Origin of the sequence: Martinezella lusitana (genome assembly GCF_900094565.1) — a bacterium.
GTDB classification, from domain to species: Bacteria; Pseudomonadota; Alphaproteobacteria; order Rhizobiales; family Rhizobiaceae; genus Rhizobium; species Rhizobium lusitanum.
The window spans coordinates 102942-125219 of sequence record NZ_FMAF01000010.1 but is presented as its reverse complement, the minus strand read 5'-3'; the positions used below and the strand labels follow the sequence as shown (position 1 = coordinate 125219).

Annotated in this window: 24 protein-coding genes; 11 read left to right on the top strand and 13 right to left on the bottom strand. The window is 58.5% G+C overall.

Annotated elements, in window-relative coordinates; all coding sequences use genetic code 11:
- Positions 1 to 78 precede the first annotated feature (78 nt).
- The 3 genes from GA0061101_RS20815 to GA0061101_RS20805 are packed head-to-tail and all read left to right on the top strand — an operon-like array spanning position 79 to position 2466.
- A complete protein-coding gene (locus GA0061101_RS20815) occupies positions 79 to 789 on the top strand; it encodes an ABC transporter permease (RefSeq protein WP_245297525.1) in 711 nt (236 codons plus the stop codon).
- Position 790: 1 nt separating this feature from the next.
- Positions 791 to 1477 (top strand): ABC transporter permease, encoded by a 687-nt coding sequence (locus GA0061101_RS20810; RefSeq protein ID WP_092574747.1) that lies wholly within the window; start codon positions 791 to 793, stop codon positions 1475 to 1477.
- Positions 1478 to 1515: 38 nt separating this feature from the next.
- Positions 1516 to 2466 (top strand): LysR family transcriptional regulator, encoded by a 951-nt coding sequence (locus GA0061101_RS20805; RefSeq protein WP_245297524.1) that lies wholly within the window; start codon positions 1516 to 1518, stop codon positions 2464 to 2466.
- 21 nt (positions 2467 to 2487) lie between these two features.
- Here the strand turns inward: GA0061101_RS20805 and GA0061101_RS20800 are convergent, their stop codons facing one another.
- Together GA0061101_RS20800 and GA0061101_RS20795 are read right to left on the bottom strand one after the other, a co-directional pair.
- Positions 2488 to 3636 carry an aminotransferase class V-fold PLP-dependent enzyme gene (locus tag GA0061101_RS20800; RefSeq protein WP_092574744.1) on the bottom strand — a complete coding sequence of 383 codons (1149 nt, stop codon included), beginning with the start codon at positions 3634 to 3636 and terminating at the stop codon, positions 2488 to 2490.
- 8 nt (positions 3637 to 3644) lie between these two features.
- A complete protein-coding gene (locus GA0061101_RS20795; protein ID WP_092574743.1) occupies positions 3645 to 4661 on the bottom strand; it encodes an ornithine cyclodeaminase family protein in 1017 nt (338 codons plus the stop codon).
- 285 nt (positions 4662 to 4946) lie between these two features.
- Here GA0061101_RS20795 and GA0061101_RS20790 point away from each other — a divergent pair, with 285 nt between their 5' ends.
- From GA0061101_RS20790 to GA0061101_RS20780, 3 genes are all read left to right on the top strand, one after another.
- Positions 4947 to 6077 (top strand): NAD(P)/FAD-dependent oxidoreductase, encoded by a 1131-nt coding sequence (locus tag GA0061101_RS20790; RefSeq protein WP_092574742.1) that lies wholly within the window; start codon positions 4947 to 4949, stop codon positions 6075 to 6077.
- The gene (locus GA0061101_RS20785; RefSeq protein ID WP_092574740.1) at positions 6074 to 6424 is read left to right on the top strand and encodes a RidA family protein; all 351 of its coding nucleotides are present in this window, start codon (positions 6074 to 6076) and stop codon (positions 6422 to 6424) included. Before GA0061101_RS20790 ends, GA0061101_RS20785 begins: the two co-directional genes overlap by 4 nt.
- 137 nt (positions 6425 to 6561) lie before the next feature.
- Positions 6562 to 7305, top strand: a complete 744-nt coding sequence (locus GA0061101_RS20780) for an amino acid ABC transporter ATP-binding protein (RefSeq protein WP_245297522.1) — start codon at positions 6562 to 6564, stop codon at positions 7303 to 7305.
- A gap of 173 nt (positions 7306 to 7478) precedes the next feature.
- Here GA0061101_RS20780 and GA0061101_RS41105 read toward each other — a convergent pair whose 3' ends face one another.
- The 11 genes from GA0061101_RS41105 to GA0061101_RS20720 all read right to left on the bottom strand — a co-directional run bounded on the left by GA0061101_RS41105 (position 7479) and on the right by GA0061101_RS20720 (position 17071).
- Complete coding sequence (locus GA0061101_RS41105; RefSeq protein WP_092574738.1) at positions 7479 to 7811, bottom strand: DUF1636 family protein; 333 nt, start codon at positions 7809 to 7811, stop codon at positions 7479 to 7481.
- Positions 7808 to 8581, bottom strand: a complete 774-nt coding sequence (locus GA0061101_RS20770) for an ABC transporter ATP-binding protein (protein WP_092574737.1) — start codon at positions 8579 to 8581, stop codon at positions 7808 to 7810. Before GA0061101_RS20770 ends, GA0061101_RS41105 begins: the two co-directional genes overlap by 4 nt.
- Entirely contained in the window at positions 8578 to 9648 is a 1071-nt protein-coding gene (locus tag GA0061101_RS20765; RefSeq protein ID WP_092574735.1) for a FecCD family ABC transporter permease, read from the bottom strand. The genes GA0061101_RS20770 and GA0061101_RS20765 overlap by 4 nt, the downstream gene beginning before the upstream one ends.
- Positions 9648 to 10784, bottom strand: a complete 1137-nt coding sequence (locus GA0061101_RS20760) for an ABC transporter substrate-binding protein (RefSeq protein ID WP_245297521.1) — start codon at positions 10782 to 10784, stop codon at positions 9648 to 9650. Before GA0061101_RS20760 ends, GA0061101_RS20765 begins: the two co-directional genes overlap by 1 nt.
- 68 nt (positions 10785 to 10852) lie before the next feature.
- The gene (gene copC / locus GA0061101_RS20755) at positions 10853 to 11221 is read right to left on the bottom strand and encodes a copper homeostasis periplasmic binding protein CopC (protein ID WP_092574733.1); all 369 of its coding nucleotides are present in this window, start codon (positions 11219 to 11221) and stop codon (positions 10853 to 10855) included.
- A 145-nt stretch (positions 11222 to 11366) separates the two neighbouring features.
- Entirely contained in the window at positions 11367 to 11960 is a 594-nt protein-coding gene (locus GA0061101_RS20750) for an SCO family protein (protein ID WP_092574732.1), read from the bottom strand.
- A 53-nt stretch (positions 11961 to 12013) separates the two neighbouring features.
- The gene (gene cyoA / locus GA0061101_RS20745; RefSeq protein ID WP_245297530.1) at positions 12014 to 13036 is read right to left on the bottom strand and encodes a ubiquinol oxidase subunit II; all 1023 of its coding nucleotides are present in this window, start codon (positions 13034 to 13036) and stop codon (positions 12014 to 12016) included.
- Between the two features lie 97 nt (positions 13037 to 13133).
- Complete coding sequence (locus GA0061101_RS20740) at positions 13134 to 14087, bottom strand: copper uptake system-associated protein (protein WP_092574731.1); 954 nt, start codon at positions 14085 to 14087, stop codon at positions 13134 to 13136.
- A 64-nt stretch (positions 14088 to 14151) separates the two neighbouring features.
- Positions 14152 to 15525, bottom strand: coding sequence for a PepSY-associated TM helix domain-containing protein (locus tag GA0061101_RS20735; protein WP_092574730.1), 1374 nt, complete (start codon positions 15523 to 15525; stop codon positions 14152 to 14154).
- Between the two features lie 228 nt (positions 15526 to 15753).
- A complete protein-coding gene (locus GA0061101_RS20725) occupies positions 15754 to 16158 on the bottom strand; it encodes a hypothetical protein (protein ID WP_092574727.1) in 405 nt (134 codons plus the stop codon).
- Positions 16159 to 16321: 163 nt separating this feature from the next.
- Positions 16322 to 17071 carry a GntR family transcriptional regulator gene (locus GA0061101_RS20720; protein WP_092574726.1) on the bottom strand — a complete coding sequence of 250 codons (750 nt, stop codon included), beginning with the start codon at positions 17069 to 17071 and terminating at the stop codon, positions 16322 to 16324.
- A 123-nt stretch (positions 17072 to 17194) separates the two neighbouring features.
- Between GA0061101_RS20720 and metC the strand changes: the two genes are divergently transcribed.
- The 5 genes from metC to GA0061101_RS20695 all read left to right on the top strand — a co-directional run bounded on the left by metC (position 17195) and on the right by GA0061101_RS20695 (position 22221).
- Positions 17195 to 18358 (top strand): cystathionine beta-lyase, encoded by a 1164-nt coding sequence (gene metC / locus GA0061101_RS20715; protein ID WP_092574725.1) that lies wholly within the window; start codon positions 17195 to 17197, stop codon positions 18356 to 18358.
- A gap of 126 nt (positions 18359 to 18484) precedes the next feature.
- A complete protein-coding gene (locus GA0061101_RS20710; RefSeq protein ID WP_280951433.1) occupies positions 18485 to 19417 on the top strand; it encodes a LysR substrate-binding domain-containing protein in 933 nt (310 codons plus the stop codon).
- Between the two features lie 150 nt (positions 19418 to 19567).
- Positions 19568 to 20473 carry an ABC transporter substrate-binding protein gene (locus tag GA0061101_RS20705; RefSeq protein ID WP_092574724.1) on the top strand — a complete coding sequence of 302 codons (906 nt, stop codon included), beginning with the start codon at positions 19568 to 19570 and terminating at the stop codon, positions 20471 to 20473.
- A 75-nt stretch (positions 20474 to 20548) separates the two neighbouring features.
- On the top strand, positions 20549 to 21439 hold the full coding sequence (locus GA0061101_RS20700) for an amino acid ABC transporter permease (RefSeq protein ID WP_092574722.1): 891 nt from the start codon (positions 20549 to 20551) through the stop codon (positions 21437 to 21439).
- Complete coding sequence (locus GA0061101_RS20695; RefSeq protein ID WP_092574720.1) at positions 21436 to 22221, top strand: amino acid ABC transporter ATP-binding protein; 786 nt, start codon at positions 21436 to 21438, stop codon at positions 22219 to 22221. Before GA0061101_RS20700 ends, GA0061101_RS20695 begins: the two co-directional genes overlap by 4 nt.
- The last annotated feature ends 57 nt before the right edge of the window (positions 22222 to 22278 follow it).

Genomic DNA, 22278 nt, shown 5'->3' with positions numbered 1-22278 from the left:
CGGGTCTGGGTTTGGAGCAGGCACTTCGTGGCCGGCTCTTTTCCTTACACGGCGAATTGAAGCGACATGGATGCAAGTATGAACTGGTTATCTTTACTCGGCTTTGGCGCTCAAGGCTGGAGCGACGAGCTGCTGAAAGGCGCGTGGCTCAGCATCGAGATTTCCGTAAGCGCCTATCTCATCGGATTGATCCTTGGACTGTTCGGCGCCATTGCCAAACAGTCGAAGAGCGTCGTCGCCAGGTCTGTTGCCAGCACCTACACGACCGTCATTCGATCTGTGCCGGACATTCTCGTTATCTTTCTGATCTACTACTCGGCGACCGATGCCCTAAGCTACCTGTTGAGCATGTCCGGCCTGTCGGTCCAGTTCCAGCTCAATGGCTTTGTCGCAGCCGCGATCGCGCTTGGCGTGGTCCAGGGCGGCTACAGCACGGAAGTGCTTCGTGGCGCAATCGTCGCCGTGGCTCGCGGCCAGACCGAAGCAGCCTTTGCAGTGGGGCTGACGCGCAAACAGACGTTCTTCCTGGTGATCATCCCACAGATGTTGCCGCTGGCGCTGCCGGGGCTGGGTAATTTGTGGCTCATCGTCCTCAAGGAAAGCTCACTGGTGAGCCTCATTGGCTTCACTGAACTGGTGCTGGTCGGCAAGATGGCCGCCGGCGCCACGCGACACTACCTGCTGTTCTATGCAGCGGTTGGCGTAGTCTTTCTCGTAATGTCTGGCGTGTCGTCGCTTGTGTTTCATTATTTCGAAGTGAAGGCTTCTCACGCCTGGAGGCGCACATAAGATGTCTGATTTCGGATCTTATCTCTCAGGCGAACTTCTCACGGGTTTGCAGACGACCATCGTGCTGTTCATCGTTTGTGCCTTCACGGGCAATCTGTTGGCACTTCCGGTGGCACTGGGCCGGATATCCACGCGGGGCTGGATCAGATATCCCGTCATGGGCTTCATGCTTGCCTTTCGCGGTACGCCGCTGCTGGTTCAGCTTTATATTTTCTACTTTGGCGTCGGCCAGATCCTCGCAACCGTCCCGGCAATCCGATACAGCGCTTTCTGGCCGCTGTTTCGCAGTGCAAACGGCTATGCTTACGTCGTGCTTTCGTTGAATACGGCCGCCTATTGCGCGGAAATCTGGAGGGGCGCCATTCTCGGCCTCCCGACCGGGCAAAACGAGGCGGGTCGCTCGCTTGGCCTGTCCAAAAATCGCATCACCCGATCGATCCTGCTCCCGCAGGCATTCAGGCTGGCGCTGCCGGCGATTGGCGGTCAGAACATCCTACTATTGAAGGGGACGGCGCTGACCGCTGCGATCACGGTTTTCGAGACGATGGCAGCCGCCAACCTTGTGCGCGCCCAGACATTTCGGACCTACGAGCCGCTGCTTGCGGCCGCACTGGTCTACTTTGTCCTGGCCTTCATCATCACTTCCGGCTTCAAATATATGGAAACCCGGATGGCTTCCCGATACTAATCGGGGCTTCTTTTTGTTTCTCGCCAACGGAGGCTAGGGTGATCCCAGGCGATGTGGATTTCACGCCACGTGAAGTGGAAGTCTTTGCGGCGGTCATGTCGCACGGAACGACGACAAAGGCAGCCGATGCCCTCGATATCACTCAGCCAGCGGTCAGCAAGATCCTGCTGCAGCTGACAAACAAGGCCGGCTTTCCGCTGTTTCGCAACCATCGTCAGCGCTTGATCCCGACGCCCGAAGCCCACATGCTTTATGCGGAAGTGCGCCGACTGTTCGAGACGGTCCGCGGGATATCTCAGATCGCCAAGGAAATCCGGGAGCTGCGGAGTGGCCGGCTCAATATCTCGGCGCTACCTGCCTTCGGACTGACGCTTCTGCCCTCTATCGTCGCCAGCTTCACCAAGCAATACCCGGATGTTTCGGTCACCCTGGATATCCGAAGCTCGTCGACGATCATCCAGCGCGCCGGCCGCAATCAGCTAGATATAGGCGTTGCGGCGGAGGTCAACGACGACACCCCGTCAGTCGTCCGACGTGCCCTTGTCGCCACGCCTCCGGTTTGTGTCATGCCGAAGGGCCATCCCCTTGGGAAGCTCTCGGTCATTCAAGCTGACGATCTCGACGGTTTGAATTTCGTTTCATTGGGAGTGGGTGACCCCATGCGCAAACAACTTGATGAGCTGTGCGAGAGTAGGGGCATCAATCGGTCACTGAAGGTTGAGGCCGCACTGTCCAACACCTGCATCAACCTGGTGGCTAACGGAGTGGGCGTGACTGTTGTCGACCGTCTGTCGGCATGGATGGCAAGAGATCTGCCGATCGAGATTCGCGATTTCCAGCCGCATTTGGACATCAATCTGAGTGTTTACAGACCATGGGGCACCATCGCCTCAACGGCGGCGGACACCTTCATCGAGCACCTGATCCAATCGACGCGGGAATACATGAATATCGTCGACCGGGAGATCAAGGCGCTCGGCGAACGCTAGCGCCTTGATCATGTTACGCGTTCAGGCGGTCAGGGTATCGACGAGCTCAAACAGTCTGTGGATGTCTTGTTCGTCATTGTAGACGTGGGGCGTGATGCGCATCTTTGTCCCGCGAACGGTAACAAATGCCTTATTATCCCTCAGGTTCTTTGCCAGATCCGGCCGGAAGCGTTCACTAAGTTCCACGACGGAGATGTGTGGAGCACGAAGGTCCTCACGGGGACCTTGAAAGCCTCGTGCCTCTGCCTCCCGCCAGATCAGCTTGTTCAGATGCACCAGGCGTTCGAAGACAGCAGATGGTCCCCAACCCTGAAGAAGCTCGAGCGAGCGAATGGCGATCGGCAGCACGGCGAAATCCGAGCGCTCGCCCATGTCGAAGCGGCGGCTTCCCGGCAGATAGTCCGGCATCGTCTCAAGGTAGAAGTCCGATCTGTCACCCCCTTCACGGTTCCAGGAGTGAAATTCGATCGGTTTGCCAGCTTCCTGCCATTTCTTGTCGGCGTAAAGGAAGGCCAGGCGATAGGGACCCAGCAGGAACTTGTAGGTCGCAAAAGACAGGAAGTCAGGGCGCACCTTCGAGACATCGAAGGGCACCGCGCCGACCCATTGCGTTCCATCCATCACGAGTGCCGCTCCGACAGCATGCGCGGCGTCGGCGACCACCTGGATATCGACACTCATGCCCTCAAACCAATGGACTATGGTGCCGGCCACGACCGACACCGGAGCTGCCGAGTTCTTGATGGCTGCCGCGAGTGCGGAGCCCCAGTCATCGTCAGGATTCCGCGGCACCGTCAAAACAGTGGCGCCCTTCTTTTCCGCAAGCTCGTACCAGGCGTAGCGGTGTGAAGTGTGCTCGTTATCCATCATGATGATGACCGAGCCAGGCGCGACGTGTACGTTCGCAGCGGCGACGGCAATCCCATAACTGGTTGCCGGAATAACACCGACGTCGTCGATCGATGCCCCGATGAACGATGCTGCAAGCCCCCGGGCTCGCTCTACCTCGTCATAATAGGAGTTGATGGTCATATCCCATGGGGCGGCCTTGACCAGAACCCCGTCGCGACCCGCTTCCGCGGCGACATTTGGGATCGGCGACATGTAGGCTGCATCGAGATAGGTTACATCGTCGGGGATCGAAAACAGGTGTCGTTGGCTGGGAAGCATGTCAATCCTCACAATGATACTTCGACGCCAAGACCAAGATCTCTCGCCTTCTGGAAAATGAAGTTGGCAAACACGATGTCCTGCGCGGGGACGCCGAGCGAGCGATAAAGCGTAATCTCAGATGGCGCGTTTCGCCCGGAGATCGTACCATTCAACACAGCGCCGATCTCGCCGATCAGGTTTGCCGGGCCGATGATGCCTTTAGCCAACGGCTCGAAGATGTCCGAGGCCGCTGCCATTGCCATGGGCATGTAATCGACCCAGATGCGGGAGCGTTGAACGCATTCGAGGTCGACTTCCTGGAGCGCCGCGACACTCGCGCCGACCGCATTGATATGGGTTCCGGGCGCCAGCCATTCCCCCATCAGCACCGGTGACTTGGCCGATGTGACGGTACAGACAATGTCCGCTCCATCCACTGCCGCCCGTGCCGTCCCATAGGGAATCGCAGGGATGCCCTTGCTGGTCTGATGGTCAGCGAAAGCCTTTGCCTTCTCGGGGTTTCGACCCCAGACGCGAACACGGGATATGGCGCGGACCGCGCTGATCGTGGCGATATGCCGTTCGGCTTGCTCGCCATATCCGATCAGTGCAAGCTCGCACGCGTCGGGGCGCGAAAGCGCACGCGTCGCCACCGCGCTTGCCGCCGGCGTCCTCATACCGGTTATGGCGCTGGCATTAATCAGGGCGACGGGCCGCCCGGTCTGCCGATCGAAAAGCAGAACGCCACCTTGGTGAGAGGGCAGCCCATGCTCAAAGTTGTGCGGGTAGACCGACTGAACTTTGGCGCCGAACGGCTCGGCTTCGCTTGCTGAGCCGTACATGACGGAGAGGCATGTCCCGGCCATGCCGGGGAAGGGTAAGGTCCGCCGGATGTCTTGCTGTGCTGTCTCGTCAGATGTCCGTCTCAACGCAATGTCGGCAAGCGCGATGGCCTCCTCGATGGAAACCAGAGACTCGGCGGTTGGCCCGTCAATGACCAGAAGGCCGTTCGAATATCCTTGTCGGGATGGAAGTGAAGACATTCTAGCCTCGGGCTGATGGCAAACAAGACAAGAGATACCACCAAAGAAAAGCTGGGGGCCGGCAAACTTGATAACCTGGAAAGCCAAGCTTCTGCCCATTTCTCATAGTCTTGCGGCTCACCGTGGATCCAGCCGACCTTCATAACTATTGCTTATAAACCGCACTCTTGCGGTTGTTTGACCCTCCGGTCCTTCGTCACCCATACATGCTGACATCACCGCATTTACTGCCGTCCATCGAGAGGGCAGCAAAGCCGGTCGAACTGATGTCAATAGGAGAACAATATGCGCGTCGTAGTGATAGGGGCCGGGATCGTTGGGAGTTCCGTGGCCTACGAGGCGGCTAAGGCCGGGGCTGAGGTTACGGTGCTCGAAGCCGGCAAGATTGCCGGGGGAGCATCGGCCACCAGTTTTGCGTGGACCAATGCGACGGGCAAAAGGCCCCAGCCCTACTTTGCATTGAACGTCGCGGGCATGCGGGCGCATCTCGACCTTGCGCGTGAATTTGGTCATGCCCCGTGGTTCCACCAGACCGGCAGCATCGAATGGTATTCGAACGAGAGCGATTGGCCAGCCCAGCTCGACAATGCTGACCAGATGCGCGACTGGGGCTATGGCGTCGAATGGATCAGCAAAAGCCGGCTGGCTGAACTGGAACCCGAAATCGATCACTCTGCTATTCAGAATTCGCCGATCGTCTACTACCCGGAAGAGGGCTGGGTGCACCCGGTCCTTTACGCCGCCTGGCTTTTGCGCGCGGCGAAAGAGAAGTGGGACGCCGATATCCGTCCATTCACCAGCGTAAAATCGATCGATGTCCGCAACAGCGTGGCAAAGGCGGTCAAGACCGTAGACGGATCAATCTACGAGGCCGACGCCATCATCAATTGCACGGGTAGCTGGGCTGCCCATGTTCTGGACGGTGTGCCCGCCATCCCGATGGCTTCGAACATGGGTATTTTGGGCTTCACCTTGCCCATCGCGACCACGCTTCGTCGCCAATTTCACATGGACGATCTCGATGTGCGTCCGGACGGCGCAGGCCGTCTTGTGATCCACAAAATCTCGGTCGACTCTCTCGTGACCGAGATGCAGCCCCTGGATCCCGCGGGTGCAGAGGCCTCCCTCCTGCTCCAAGCTGTCCGAAAGGTTCTGCCTGCGGTTCAGCCAGACGACATGGAATCCATCCGCACGATCGTGCGCCCCATTCCCGGCGACAACCTGACTTGCAGTGGTTGGGTTCCCGGCTTTGAGGGATACTACGTTGCCATCACCCACAGCGGTGTATCGATCGCGCCTCATCTGGGCAAAGCCGTGGCGCAGGAAGTGGTCGGCGGGCGTCTCCACGACAGCCTTACTGATTTCCGCCCCGATCGTTTCCTAGCCGCAAAGAATGGAATGGGACAAAGATCATGACGATCACCCGCATCGCCAAAACAGAACGACTGAGCCGGGTCGTCATCCATGAGAAGGTCGCATATTTCTCAGGCCTGACGGCCGATGACAAAAGCAAGGATACCGTCGGTCAAACCGAACAGATCCTGGCCAAGGCTGACGCATTTCTTGAGAAAATCGGATCCAACCGATCGCTGCTGCTCAGCGCGACCATCTGGCTGCGCGACATCGAGGATTTCGACGCGATGAACAGGGCCTGGACCGCCTGGATCGACAAGGACGAGCCTCCGGCACGTGCAACCGTTCAGGCGGTTCTAGGCCTGCCGGATATCAGGGTCGAAATCCAGTTTACGGTTGCTCTGCCGTAAACAGCCGCTTGTTCGTGGGTATAGTCCAGCACCGAACATCAGTCAGAAAAAAAACCAGGCGGAGAGGGCTTGCCCGCTCCGCTTTTCGCCAAAAAAGAGAATAGATCTTGTCTGAATCTCAAAAAAAGAAGTTGGACATGTCCGACACCGAAGTGGCGGTCGAGATGAACAACATGAACAAGTGGTACGGCGATTTCCACGTGCTGCGCGACTTCAACCTCAAGGTCATGCGCGGCGAGCGCATCGTCATTGCCGGCCCATCCGGCTCGGGTAAATCGACGCTAATCCGCTGCATCAACCGTCTGGAAGAGCATCAGAAGGGCAACATCTTCGTCGATGGCACCGAGTTGACGAACGACCTGAAAAAGATCGACGAAGTGCGCCGCGAAGTCGGCATGGTGTTCCAGCACTTCAACCTCTTCCCGCATCTGACGATCCTGGAAAATTGCACGCTGGCGCCGATCTGGGTGCGCAAGATGCCGAAGAAGCAGGCGGAAGAGATCGCCATGCACTTCCTCACCCGCGTCAAGATCCCGGAGCAGGCCAAGAAATATCCGGGTCAGCTTTCGGGCGGCCAGCAGCAGCGCGTGGCGATCGCCCGCTCGCTGTGCATGAACCCGAAGATCATGCTGTTCGACGAGCCAACCTCCGCGCTCGATCCGGAAATGATCAAGGAAGTGCTCGACACCATGGTGGCCCTTGCCGAAGAAGGCATGACCATGCTGTGCGTCACCCACGAAATGGGCTTTGCCCGTCAGGTCGCCAACCGCGTCATCTTCATGGACCAGGGCCAGATCGTCGAACAGAACTCACCGAAAGAGTTCTTCGACAATCCGCAGCATGAGCGCACCAAGCTCTTCCTTGAGCAGATATTGCATTGATCGATTTATGATTTTCGCGATGAGGTGATCCGTTGAAATTGGGACTTGTGCCCAATGCCTTAAAGTGTCGGACGATAAGGCCGTCAAAGTATCCACCGGCCTTGACTATTGGCCGCCAGGCAGGACCCCATATGCGTTGGTGCGCTGCGATTGCCGCATTGAATGTCAATCGGTTAACCAGCAATCGGCGGAAGCCGGCCAAGAAAGTGCCGATGCAATCCTCGCGGCCGTTTGGACTTTTCGATCAGACCGTCGGGGCTTTCCTGCCAAAGGACGATGAAGTCAATGAGACTATCGAGTGCGTCGCTTGTGCTGATTGCGTTGAATAACCAGCTCCACTTTCCGTCAGCCGCGATTGAGGCGCGGCCACGCACTCCACAGCCGCCAAGACATGGATAGGTCTCGATCGTGATTGCTGCGGCGGGCAGATGCCGCGCAAGCCGCTCCGAGATCGTTGCGACATCGAAGTTCTGGCATGTCGAGCACAGGTGCAGGGTTGAGGTCATCTTGGCGTGCGATAAGCAGGTGCAAGCGGCGCTATTACGGGGGTACCGTTTGAGGTTGCCAGGATCTCGGCGTCAACACCGTAAACAGTGCCAATCGTCTCGCGGGTCAAAACGCTGGCGGGTTTACCACTGCAGGCAAGTTTGCCCTCTTGCAGCAGCAGCAATTGGTCACAATAGCGCGCGGCCAACGTGAGATCGTGCAGCGCAATGACAATCAGCGCGTTCTTTGTTTTAGCATAGGCTTTGAGGATATCCAGGACCACCAGCTGCCTGCGTAGATCCAATGCACTCGTCGGCTCGTCCAGAAGCAGGATAGGCGGTCTGCGGATCAGTCTTTGGGCCAGAAGCACGAGCTGCTGCTGCCCGCCCGACAAGGTTCCGATCGGGCGGGCACCCAAATCCTTCATGCCGACGAGCTCAAGAGCCTCGCCGGCTGCGTCGATATCGTCGGTCGTGAGTGTCCAACGCAGGCGATCAAGCCTGCCGAGCAGCACAATTTCCAGCACCGACAGCTTCGCGCGGATGCCAAGGGTCTGGGGCATGAATGAGAAGTCCGAGGGGGTAAGACGCCGGTCCTGCCACTGAATGGTGCCGTCGCAGCAGGGTATGACATTGGCGATAGCCGCCAGGAGGGTAGACTTGCCGGCGCCATTTGGGCCGCAAATGCCGACAATCGCGCCGCAGGGCATATCGGCAGAGACGTCGGTTATGATCCTTGTGCCGGCGCGGGCGACACAGAGCTGGTCGAGACTGAGGATGTTAACCGTCATCTGAGTTCTCCCGCTCCCCGCCGCATGATGAGAGCGAACAGAACCGGTACCCCGACGACGGCGGTAACGATGCCGACGGGGAGAATGGCGCCGGGTGAAATGATCTTGGAGACAATTGAAGCTGCCGCAAGCATCACTGCACCGGCGAGAGCCGACAGGGGAAGCAGGATGCGCTGGTCTTCTCCAGCGATGGCGCGTGCTGCATGCGGCGCGATCAGGCCAACAAATCCGATGGTCCCGACGAAGGCGACGGAGGCTGCGGTCAGGAGCGCGATGATCCCGAATGTGCACCGTCGTAGCGCATGAACGTCAGCGCCCAGACTGGTCGCGTGGGCGTCGCCGAGTTTCATGGCGGTCAATGTCCACGTATCACGCAGCAGGATCGGTGTCGTGCCGATCAGGACGATCAAAATGACCGCAACGCTTGTCCAGGTCGCCTTGAGCATGCTGCCAAACATCCAGAAGACGATCTGTTGCAGCACTTCCGGCTCGGCAAGATATTGCAGCAGCGACTGGCAAGCCTCGAACATGAACATGATCGTAATGCCCCCGAGGATGAGGATCTCGGCGTTGGCGCCGCGCAATTTCGCGAGAACATATAGCAGGGCGCAGGCGATCAGGGTCATGACCCAGGCCGATAGTGGCGCCAGAATCCAGGCGGCAATAGGCACGCTTGCACCGAACAATATGGCAAGTGCGGCTCCGAAACCAGCGGCTGCCGAAAATCCGAGCGTGAAGGGACTTGCCAGCGGATTGTCGAGAATGGTCTGCATCTGCAAGCCGGCGATGCCGAGTCCCATGCCGACCAGCGCAGCCATCAACGTCATCGGCAGCCGGATCGACCAGACGATGACGGCGGCGGTGCGGTCGGGGCCAGACGGCCCCGCCAGCAATGCCGTCAGGCCCTCGCGCGCCGTCAGCGGGGAGAGTCCTGTCAGAAGATCGACAACCAGTAGAGCGAGCAGAAGCAGTGCTGCAGCGATCGTCAGCACGATGCGCCGGTGCATGCTCCTGCGATAAAGAGCATGCAAATCGGAAGTGCCGCCTCCAGCTCTGTCGTAAGCCATCACGGCTGTCCGATCCGGATCATGAATGTGCCTTCCGGTTTGACCGGCAGATAGTCATGATAGTAGGCGGTAAGTTCGGCCTGCGGGTCGACGTCGCTGAAAGCAATGGGGTAAAGGGCCTTGGCGATATAGCGCAGGAAGGCATAGTCGTAGAGGGTTCGCGTTCCCCCGTGGTAAATGGCGTAGACCTCGCCATTTTTGACGGCAGGCAGATCCTGCCATCCGGCTCGCTTGAGGAATGGCAACGCGCGTGCCCGGGTGACGTCCGCTCCAATGCCGAAGCCCATCAAGACCGCATCGGGAAGGCTGGTCCACTCCGATCCGGTGATGAAGATCGCGTCAGGTTTCGAGGTCAGTATATATTCGGGATTGAGCGGACCGTAGCCGGCAATCTGCCCTGCCGCGATATTCAGGCCACCGGCAGAATCAATAACACCAGCCCACATGCCCTTTCCATAGGTGTTGCCGTACTCGCTGGCGCCTTTCTGGCCGAGCTCCACATAGACCTTCGGCCTATCTGACTGGCCGGCACTTTTGACCCGCTGCAGTGTATCTGCGATTTTGCCCCTGTAGAGCGCCACCAGCTTTTCGGCGCGATCCTCGGTTCCCATCACTTTGCCGATGATCAAGGTGCTGGCGACATGTTTTTCGAGAGTCTGGGCATTGTAGTCGACGACGACGAGGGGAATGCCTGCCTGTTCGATCGCATCGGCCGCCGCGCCGAGATATTGGTATTGCCCATCGGACAGGATTGCCACATCTGGTCTGGCTGCAATAATCTTTTCGGCCGACATGGTCCCGGAATCCGCGTCGCCGATATCAACCAGATCGGCGATCTTGGGAAACACCTTGAGGTAAGCGGCATATTGCGCCGGTCGGTAGCCCTTCCAGTAATTCAACGACACCGCCTTCAGCCGATCGATAGCTGTCGGACCGGTGATGGCGATATAATCCTCGAAATAAAAGCCGAGCATCACATGCTCCGCCGGCTTTTCCAGCGTGATGTGGCGACCGCGAACGTCGACAATGTCAATAGCGGCATGCGCAGCCGTGACGACCGCGAACAGGCTGACAACGGACGAGATGATCGTGAGGCGGACCAGCATCCAGCCTGTCTTAAATGGATTAAAGGACATAGCGATCTTCCGAAAAGGAATGCTTGGAAATAAAGCCGTCCGCGTGATCGCGGACGGCTCGGTGTTCATCAGGGTGCAACAGTGAAACTGTAGGTGCCGTTGGTCTTATGACCGTCCGTCGAGAGTGCATGCCATTCGACGGTGTATTTGCCGGGCGCGAGCTTGTCGGTGACAGGCACCATCAATGTCGTGTCCTTGTTCATCAGCATGCCTTCGCCGATCTTGACGGCCGCCTTTTTGGGGCCGGTAACCTTGATGCCGCTGAATTTAAGGTTGAGGTCTTCGGTGAATGTCAGGTCGAGTTCCGAGGGCGCTTCCTTTACCGTGGCATCGGTGGCGGGAACGGCAGATTTCAGATGCGCGTGAGCCAGGGCCTGGCTCGCAAAGCCAACGCTCACTGCGGCCGCCAGTAGCAATAGTTTTCTGATCGGGGGCATATCGATTTCCTCTCTTGTTGAAGATCCGCAAAAAGCCTGCGGATCGCGCGATGACGATCTTGAGATCGTCGCTTTCCCGTTTATGGCCATGCCAGACGGAATTCTGATGTGTCGAACACCGCCGAGCCTTGCGGCGTGATTTCCCTCACTGGAGCAGGTTCTTGATCTTCTGAAGCGCCACAACCGCATCCTCCTGATAGGCGATAGTGCCTCTGAGGTTGCCGCTTGCGTCGACAAGCAAGACCGAAGCGGTGTGGTCCATGGTGTATCCGCCGTCGGGGCTCGGGACCTTCTTGGCATAGACGCGCCAACCCTTGATCGCCTTCTGCATCTCCTTCGGATCGCCGGTAATGCCTGTAATCCGATCGGTGAAGTTGCCGGTGTAGGTATGCATGATCTCGGGCGTGTCGCGCTCCGGATCGACGGAAAAGAAATAGGCTTTCAGGCTGTCGCCTTGTGGCCCCAACGCCTTGAACCAGCCGGCCATGTCGTAGAGGGTCGTCGGGCAGACATCCGGGCAGTGAGTGTAGCCGAAATAGACAAGGGACGGGTGACCGAACAGTGCCTTTTCGGTAATGGGCTGCCCACGGTCATTTGTCAGCGTAAATGGTGAGCCGATATTACCCGCCATCGGTTTTGCCTGCGGTGTCATCAGCAATGTGGCGTAGGTGATCGCCCCGACACCGATCACGATCATCAAGACAACCAAGATCCTGATGTTAGTTTGTTTGTTCGACATGGCATTTCTCCTGGTTGTATGCGGCGACGGCCTACGCCGCCTTACTTCCCCGCTCAGTCGATCCGGGTTCCATCAAACCGGCGGGTCGCCGTCTCGAGGCTTCCACCCGGTCCCGTCCCCGTGGGCGTGCAAAGCGCAGCCACGAAGGGTTTCGCCGGCCGATCAGGCTGCTTGCTCCACGGCTCGGACTTGTTCGCAAGGCGAATGACGTTGTTGATACCCTCCATGCCGCCGCCGCCGTTGGCGTCGATATGCATCATCTCGTTCATGCACATCTTCGACTGGTCGACGCACATGTTGAGAATGGCGTCGTAGAGCTTGGGGTCGAGGGAGGAGAAATATCGAACGGGATCCTTCTCGCTCGGCTGTTCGAGCTTCAAATATTCAAAGCGACCGAAACGGTTGCCTTCGCTTCGAACCTTCTTCACCCATTCGTCGAAGTCAGCCTGACTGAAACCATGGAACTTGAAGCGCATGTTGGAGAAACCGGCACCGCTATAGTTGGCGGAAAATCCTTGATATTCCCCAGCCTGGTTGATGACCGCATGCAACTTTGTCTCCATGCCGGGCATGGCATAGATTTGCCCGGCCAGAGCCGGCACGAAAAACGAGTTCATGACCGAAGAGGAGGTGATCTTGAAGTTGATCGGCGTATCGACGGGTGCTGCGAGTTCGTTGACCGTGGCGATACCCTGATCGGGATAGAGAAAGAGCCACTTCCAGTCGAGCGCCACCACCTCCACGTTTAGCGGTTTGATGTTCGCGGGAATGGATCTCGTGGCATCGATGCGGTCGAGCGGCCGATAGGGGTCGAGCTTGTGCGTGCTGATCCATGTCACCGAGCCCAGCGCGATGATAATGGCAAGTGGCGCCGACCAGATGACGAGCTCGAGCCTGGTCGAGTGGTGCCATTCGGGTTCATAGGTCGCATTCGTGTTCGACTGGCGATATTTCCAGGCGAAGAACAAAGTCAAAGCGATCACCGGTACGATGATCAACAACATCAGCATGGTGGAAATCGCAATGAGATTGCGCTGCTGCACGGCGATATCGCCGGATGGGGCGAGAACGACCATATTGCAGCCGGCAAGCATCAGGAACGGAACGAGGGCGAGGGGCTTTGCGTTCGCAACCAATGCCTTCATCAGGCCTTGGCCGCTTCGGTCGATAAGGCTACTTGGTGTGGCCGGCATGGTCGCCTCCTGCATTTGCGGCATCGGCACGGTCCATCATGACCATGCCTTCGAAGCTCGAAAACAGCGCGAGCGTCTTCGCATCGAGCTTGGCCTCGGCGACAGAAAGGTCGGTCGCGATGGCGTGTGCGTCGTCCGGCGCCACGCCGATCTTCTGAAGGGCGTCGGCATCTTTTAGGCTATCGCCGCTGCAAAGATGCACGGTCCATCCGGCGTTGCCCTTCTTGAGCAAGGCACGTCCGCCGCGCCCGTCCTGTACCCATCCTGCCACTGCCCAATCTCCGTGCGCGACAACGGGCTGAATGGTCAACGGCTTGCCCGGGGTTTCGAACATCGCCTTCAAGGTGGCGGGGATATCGTTTTGCGGATCCCCCGATGAATGCTTTTCATTCATGTTCATGCCCTTCATGCCCTTCATGCCCTTCATGCCCTTCATGTCGGGCATGTCTGCGTCGGGGCTCGCGTTCGCACCCGGCTTGCTCGCCGCTACGGAACCGACCGGGAAGTCGACTTCGACCGATCCGGCCTTTTCAAATTTCAGCGTCGTTTTGACCGTCTGGCCCTCGATAAAGCGGTCAGTGATCTTCATGAACATCACGTGGTAGCCGCCGGGCTTCAGCTCGACGGTCTTTCCCGCGGGTATGAGCAAACCATCCGGAAGCTCGCGCATGATCATGACGTCATTGTCCATTTTCATCTCATGAATCTGGACGGTTGCGGCGCGGGGCGAGCTGGCTGCGAGCAACCGATCATCTGTGTCGCCGGTATTTGTGATCGCCATGTAGCCGCCGCCGACAGGTGCGCCCGGCACCATGGCGCGGACGTACGGATCGGAGATTGTGAGATTGCCGATTTTGATGTCTTCGGCAGCGGCGACGGATGATATGAGGGATGCCAGTCCGAGGACGGCAACAGCAAGAGCGCGTTTCAACACGATCGGTATCCTTATTACAAAAAAGGAGGCGAGCAGGCGGAGCAGCCGGCTCCGCGGGCTCTCGTCAGGAAAAGAAGCGCGAAAGCGGCGGCACGAAGCGAACCACGAGCTGATCGAAAAGCAGCATTGCGACGATGGCCGCTCCGGTCAGCGGAAATGCCGCTCCGAAGACGATAGCGATGAGCCAAAGGCCGACATAGACAGACTTCTGTGGCGGCATCGGCGGCACGCCCAGGCGGCCGGCCGGCCTTCGTTTCCACCACATGGTCACGGCCGTGACGCAGCACAGGATGATGGCGAGACAGGTCGCCAGCATCAGGAGCTGATTGAACAGCCCCCATTCCTGCCCCTGATGGACGTTAATGCCCCATTCGATCGCCTTGCCGAGCGCCGGATACTGCTCATAGGGGATATCGACCAGCGGCTTTCCCGAATATTGATCGATATGGACGGTTCGCTCGTTACCGAGGTCGCCGAAGTAATGGCTCGCGGTATAGACGCCGGTTTCGTCTGCCGGAATCGCAAGATCGGAGCCGGCAACCATGCCCAATCCATGCATGATCTCGACGGCCCTGTTGAGGCCAATCGGTTTTGCCGACTGTGCCGCGGCGATATCGGAGAGCGGAACGGGTGCGTTTTCGACGACCCATCCGGCGCGGCTGACGACGTCTTGTGTGACCTTTGTCGATTTGGGAACGTCGTCCCAGAGTGCTGCCGGCGTTCCGAGATCGTGGGCGGTGAGCCAGGCGTTGACGTTGGCGCCCCAGTAGCCGGACCAGGGCATACCGCTGAAGGCCAGGAAGAAGATCAGGATGCCCGCGATTGCGCCAGTGGCGGCATGCAGGTCGCGCCAGAAGACGCGCCGGGATGGAGTGCCGCGCACCGTCAGCACGCCGCCGGTCTGCTGGCGAGGCCACCACAGATAGATGCCCGTCACCACGAGAACGAGGGCGAAGCCCGCAACGATCTCGATGATGCGATTGGTCCACTCCCCGAAATATTCCAGGCTGTGGATGCGCTTGACGACCCAGCCAAACTCCTGCTTGGAATCGACCGATCCCAGAATGCTGCCGTCATGCGGATTGACATAAACGATGGTCGATTGTCCGTCCTTGGAGACGGTTACCCAGGCTGACCGGCCGACGGCCGAAGCTTCATGATAGGACGTAGCCGTGGACCCCGGGAAGGCTGCAAGCGCTGCCTGCGCGATCTGTTGCGGCTCCAGCATTGGACCGCTGTCGGCCACGACATAGCGATGCGAATAGAAGGTATTGGCGATCTCATCCTTGAACAGGTACAGCGATCCGGTAATCGCCAGATTGAGCATGAAAGGAATGACGAGGAGGCCGGCGAAAAAATGCCAGCGCCAGATCGCTCGATAAAGCGAGATATTTTGAGTTGCTGCGGCGGCGGGCTCTGCAGCGGTGAAGGCAGACATGAAAATCCTCCGAAGATCGATGGGCTACCGCAAGGGTCGATCTGAGGAGGTGACGATGATGGATCGGGAGTTCAGGACGAATTTGTCTTGCACGATCCGCGCAACCATTTGGTTTGGCGCATTCGGCAATCTTCGCTGGAAAAACCTGCATCCTCAGACGTCACGACCAGAGGTCGCACGGGCGGCAGCCATTGACGACAGGCATCGCGGCTTCAGCCACGACGCCGGTTAGCCAATGATCTTGAGGATGGGTGGTGCGCGTGGCCCGCTATTGGGCGGATAAAGTTGCCGATGGAAAGCCTCCGATTTTGCAACGACAATATCCTCGCGTATGGAGGAAAAACGTCCGCAAATGTCGGAGGGAGGTGCAGGTAAAACGGCCGCCGAGGCAATCCGGCAAGCCTCGCACCCAGGTGTAAAGGCCTTTCCGTGGACTTTGCCGTCAGCATCCTTGTAGGTGACGCAGAGTACGGGAAAGGATCCGTCCGGAAGCCTGTATTGAGCAAGCTCTATCGGCGATATTTCGTCCGCCACCGCGACGATCGGCTGATGCGCGAAGCCGACAGACAACAGGGCCATGGCGCATAAAATACGCACCAGCCATCGTGTCGTCCCGAAAATCCGCTTGCGCATACGAGTTCCCACCACCGCCTCCGCGGATAAGGCCTGCAGTCATAGGGCAGAGCCATGGCAAGCGCAATGCGTCAATTCGCTCTGCCGTCCAGCAGGCCGTGAGTCTCATTCTGTACGACTTGAAGGCGCAATCGGTATGGCGGCTGGGCACGAGATCGGCCGCTCATATATTCGCGAACCGATAGGAACGGCCAATCAGTCGGCCGAGCAGTACGGCTTGTCCCCGCATGCGGAGTTCCTGTTGTAATTGGATGCAGGGCTGGTCTGACGGAAACCCTCCGATCCGTCGGTGCCACGACGAAGGCATAAGCGCGCTGATTTCCGCGCGAACTTCACCTTGGGGCAAAATGCCTTGAAGGTATTGAAGCGCCGTTCCATGACAAAAGTCCTGTTTCAGGAAATCGGGTGCGCAATCACAGCGAACGGAGGTCTCCTCGATCTGCGACCAGGAGCTTTCTCCGGGGCGGACCGCAAGCAAATAGAGTATCGGATCTCCTAGACGGACACCAAGGCGGTCGGCAACTTCCGGCGATGCGCCGTCGACGTCCAGGCGGAGAATTCGCACCTGTCCCTCATCCGCAATATCGCAGTTCCGCCCACTGGCTGATCGGAATATCGTATCTGGAACGGGATCGGTGCCTTTGACAAAGCAGCCGACCCCATGGACCGAAACGATTGCACCACGGCTGCGGACCTCCTGCATCGCGCGCGACGCCGTCATCTTGCTGACGCCGTACAGCGACATGAGCTCGGTCTCGGATGGGACACGGTGGCCGGCCGCCCAACGCCCGTTTTGAATGTGCTCTAGAACCGTATTGGATATTTCGCGGTAGCCTATGCGAGGCGGCGTCCGCACATTCGCTGTCAATGGAATACGCCTTCCAATCGATGAGGATGAGCAAGTATTGGCCATCCCATCATACCTGCATTCGCGGCTAGCGACTTATAACCTCAGGTCATGAACTCATGCCCTCGGGTCGCTTGCGTGGCCCTGCGCGATGCGGTCTATCTGCCGCCAAGATAGAGAGGAATTCCCATGCAGGATTTGACACGTTGCGTTCACCACCCCGTCGTTTCCCACGAGGGTTTCGCCAGTCTCGCAGTGCCTACATTTAGAGCGTCCACCATTGTCTATCCGGATGCGAAATCGTTTTCCAATCGCAGCAAGCGCGGTTTTGACGGCTACACTTACGGCCTCCATGGAACGCCAACAACGCGAACCCTGGAGGCACAGTTGACACTGCTGCATGGCGGGGTCAGAACGGTCCTTGTGCCTTCAGGGCAGGCAGCGGCGTCGATGATCCTGCTGACGTTTCTGATGCCTGGCGACCGTGTGTTGATCCCCGACAGCGTCTACTCGCCTGTTCGCTACTTTTGTCAGGACTATCTGCGACCGCGCGGCATAGATTATGGCGTCTACGATCCGTTGATCGGAGCGGGCATTGGCGACCTGATCGATGAGCATACAAAGCTCGTCTGGATCGAGTCGCCGGGCTCGGGAACGATGGAGGTGCAGGATGTGCCGGCCATCATTCAGGCGGCGAAGGCAAAGGGTGCGCTCGTCGCCTGTGACAACACCTGGGCTTCACCGCTGCTTTTCAAACCTCTTGCGCACGGAGCGGATTTTGCCGTCGAGGCCCTGACCAAATATATCGGCGGTCACTCGGACCTTCTGCTTGGCTCGATCACCGTTTCCGATATCGAGCTCAGACAGAAGATCAAGCTTGTCTTGCGCGACATGGGGATAGGGGTTTCGCCCGACGAGGTTTCGCTTGCGCTGCGAGGGATCGAAACCATGGGCGTTCGACTTCGCCATGTCGGCAAGGTCTCGGAGGAGTTTGCGCATGCGCTCCAGGAGAGCGCTGTCGTTGAAAGAGTGTTGCATCCGGCACTTCCATCCTGCCCCGGACACGAGTTTTGGAAAAGGGACATGGGCGGTTCGTCCGGTGTCTTCAGTGTGGTTTTAAAGCCTGGCGCGGACGCCAATCTCGAAGCCGCGATGACCGAATTGAAGATCTTTGCCATCGGCGCATCGTGGGGCGGAACCCGCAGTCTGATAGCGACGACGGCGCTGAAAGAGGAACGGACAGTCATTCCTTGGACGTCCAAGGGTGTCGTCTTGCGCATTTGCATCGGGCTCGAGGACGAACGGGACCTCTGGAAGGACCTGTCGGACATGCTTGCCAAGCTTGCGGCATAGATAACGTCTCTATTCAATTTATGAGAACACCAGCCTTCGATTTTATCGAAGGCTGGTGTTCTCGTTGCGCGTTTGGTCTCCTATGGCAGCCTGCATTTGCACCAAGGCAGTCGCCCCGACCGTGACATGAACGCGCCGAGGCTCTATCTGTTGGGCATCACATCTCTTGATAGGGCCTCCTCATTGAACCACAGGCAAATTGAGATCTTTGCAGCCGTCATGCGAGCCGGAACCGCGTCGAAAGCCGCCGATCAGCTTGGCATCACCCAACCGGCGGCAAGCCGTGCCTTGGCCGAGATGGAGCGTGGGCTTGGCTTCCGGCTGTTTGACCGGATCCGCCAACGGTTGGTGCCGACGCCCGAGGCATGGCGGCTCTACAAGTCCATTGAAGCCTCTTATAGGGGTTTGGATACGATCCGCGCGGAGGCGGCCCGTATCCGCGATCAGGGAACGGGCGGACTCCGGGTTGCCTCTCTGTCGTTGCTGGGGTCCACATTGGTTCCGCGGGCGATTGGGCGCTTCAGACTGAAGCATCCCGACATCAGCATCACCTTTCATGTCCTGCTTTCTCGCGATGTCCGTGATCTGGTCGCATCCGGTCAGTTCGATGTCGGTCTTGCGGCCGATGAAATCGACCTCACCGGCGTAACGCATCAGCTATTTCTGTCGCCGCAAGCAATGATTGCGATGCCGACCGGGCACCCGCTTGCCGAAAAGCAGACTATTCGGCCAACCGACCTCGATGGTCATGCCTTCATCGCATATGTACCGGAAGACCGGGCGCGCCAGCGCCTGGATAATATCGTTGCTGATGCCGGCATCAAACTTAATATCGCCGTCGAGACCATCTATGCGTCGACAGTCTGTGCCCTTGTGACCGAAGGGGTGGGTATCGGCCTCGTTAGCCCCTATGTTGTCAGCACTCTCGACAAATCGCGCGTGGTTCTTCGTCCCTTTGAGCCCGCCGTCGAGGTCAAGACGCTGCTGATCCTGCCACCGGACAAGCCCAAGTCGCTGCTCGTGCGCGACTTCATAACGGCGCTGATGGAATCCCGCTGATCCGCTCAAGTTCATAATCCTGACGCATCATGTCATGCGGTGGCTTGCCTTGTTCTGTCCGCGCGAAATCATACTATCGCGGCAATGCCAACGAGACCTCGGCAAAACACAACGAGGCAAGGCAGGATCTCCAGACAAGGGAACAGGATCATGCAACAGATACTCCGACGCATCACTTTTGCGAGGCTCGCGCCCGCTTTGCTTGCCCTTCCGCTCTCGCTTGCATCGCCGCTTGCGTACGCCGCCGACGACTTTGACGCCGCTTCCATCTCGAAAGACAGTGCGCTCATCGCGCGACTACCGACGGAGATCGCTGCGAAGGGCGTGCTGACCATCGGCTCCGATACCACCTATCCCCCCGCAGAATTCCTGGGTGGCGACGATGGCCAGACACCTGAGGGTATCGACGTCGACCTTGCCAAGGCGATCGCGCAGAAGCTCGGCCTCAAGCTCGAATTTCTGACGGCACAATTCGACAGCATCCTGCCGGCCATCGGTCCGCGCTACGATCTTGGCATATCCGCTTTCACGATCACCAACGAGCGCTACAAGGCGGTCGACTTCATCAGCTACTTCAACGCCGGCAAGCAGTGGGCGATCCAGGCCGGCAATCCCGCGAAATTCAATCCGGACGATCCATGTGGAAAGGCTGTTGGTGTTCAAACCGGTTCCACGGGCGAAAAAGCCGTTAAGGGCTTTAGCGACGATTGTGTCGCCGCCAAGAAGAAGGCGATCGAATTGATCTCCATGCCCAAGCAGACCGATCTCGTGACCCGCCTCATCAATGGCGCGGTCGACGCTGTTTATGCCGGTTCGACCAATATCGGCTACGCTGTCAAGCAGACCAACGGGCAGCTCGAAACGATCGGTGCGATCACCTATCCGTCGCCAAACGGGATCGCTGTCGCCAAGGGCCAGACCGCCTGGGCACAATTGGTTGCGGATGCGATCAATCAACTCATCGCTGACGGAACCTATCAAAAGATCTTGACGAAGTGGGGCATCGTATCCGCAGCCGTCGACAAGGCTGAAGTCAACCCGAAGGTTTCGGAATAGGTCGCCCAGCATGATCCGGAAGCGGCTTGGAGAACGCTTGCCGTTCCGGATGATCGCGACAAAGGAAATAACAGCATGACATCGCAAATCCAGAATGAAGCGATTGAGTTGAACAAGCCGATACCGGTGCGCCACTACGGTCGATGGGTCCTGACGGCCTGCCTTGTCGCGATCGCACTGGGCGTCGCAAACAGTGTCGCCACCAACCCCAACTTTCACTGGGATATTGTCATTCAATATCTGTTTGACCAGCAGATTGTTCGAGGGGTCGGTTGGACGCTGATCATTACCGTGGTGGCGATGGCGGTGTCGATCGCGATCGCCGGCACGCTGGTCATCATGCGGGATTCCGGCAACCCGGTCCTGTCCGTGCTGAGCTGGCTGTGGGTCTGGTTCTTTCGCGGCACGCCGGTCTATACGCAGCTTGTCTTCTGGGGCCTGCTCGCGGTGCTTTATCCCCGCATCTCCTTGAACTTGCCGGTAACAGGGGCGTTGTTCGACCTTCGCACCAAGGATGTCCTTACGCCCGCATTGGCGGCGATCGCCGGTCTCGCCTTTAACGAATCGGCCTATCTTGCCGAAATCTTTCGGGCCGGTTTCAAGGCGGTCGATGGCGGACAGACCGAAGCCGCAGAGGCTCTGGGGATGCGGCGCATGAAGATCATGTTCCGCATCGTCATCCCGCAGGCGATGCGAATGATCATTCCACCGACGGGCAACGAGACCATCGGCATGTTGAAGACCACGTCGCTGGTCCTGGCCGTCCCCTTTGCCTACGACCTGACATTTGCCGCCAATACGATTTCGAATCGTCTGTACATGCCGATCCCGCTCCTGGTTGTGGCTGGGCTCTGGTACCTGACGATCACGACCATTCTGATGTGGGGCCAATCCTACCTTGAACGGTATTTCGGCCGCGGTCTCGACCGCACGACCATCAAGATCCAGGCGAAGGAAAGCCAATGACCGCAGCTGCGAACATTTCCTTGTCTCCCTGCGTCGAGGTTCAAGGCGTGCACAAATTCTTCGGTGAGTTTCAGGTACTCTTCGACGTCAACCTCAAAGTCCGGCGCGGCGAGGTCTGCGTGGTCATCGGCCCGTCCGGCTCAGGAAAGTCGACCCTTTTGCGTTGCGTCAATCACCTCGAAACGATCGGTGCCGGCCGCATCCGGGTCAACGGCCAATTGATAGGCTGCGAGGAAAGACAGGGACGCCTCTATTGCCTGAAGCCGGGCGCGATTGCCGCGCAGCGCCGCAATATCGGCATGGTCTTCCAGCGGTTCAACCTGTTCCCGCACATGACGGCATTGGAGAACGTGCTGGAGGGCCCGGTCCATGTCAAAGGCATACCCCGGAAGGCAGCTCGACCTCTTGGCCTGGCGCTGCTGGAGCGCGTTGGCCTTGCCGACCGCGCCTATCAATACCCGGCGCAACTCTCCGGCGGACAGCAACAGCGTGTTGCGATCGCAAGGGCAATGGCGATGGAGCCTGAAGTACTCCTGTTCGACGAGCCGACCTCGGCGCTTGATCCCGAGCTTGTCGGTGAAGTCCTCGACGTCATGAAGGCATTGGCGACCTCGGGCATGACCATGATCGTTGTGACCCACGAGATCGGCTTTGCCCGCGAGGTTGCCGACACGGTCGTGTTCATGGATCAGGGCCGGATCGTCGAGGCGGGAAGCCCCCAGCAGGTTCTCGATGCGCCGAAGAACCCAAGAACGCAGGCTTTCCTGTCAAAGGTCCTCTGACGCCGATACCCATTGGACCAGGCGGTGAGGCTCCGGGCGAAACCGCGCCATCGCTTA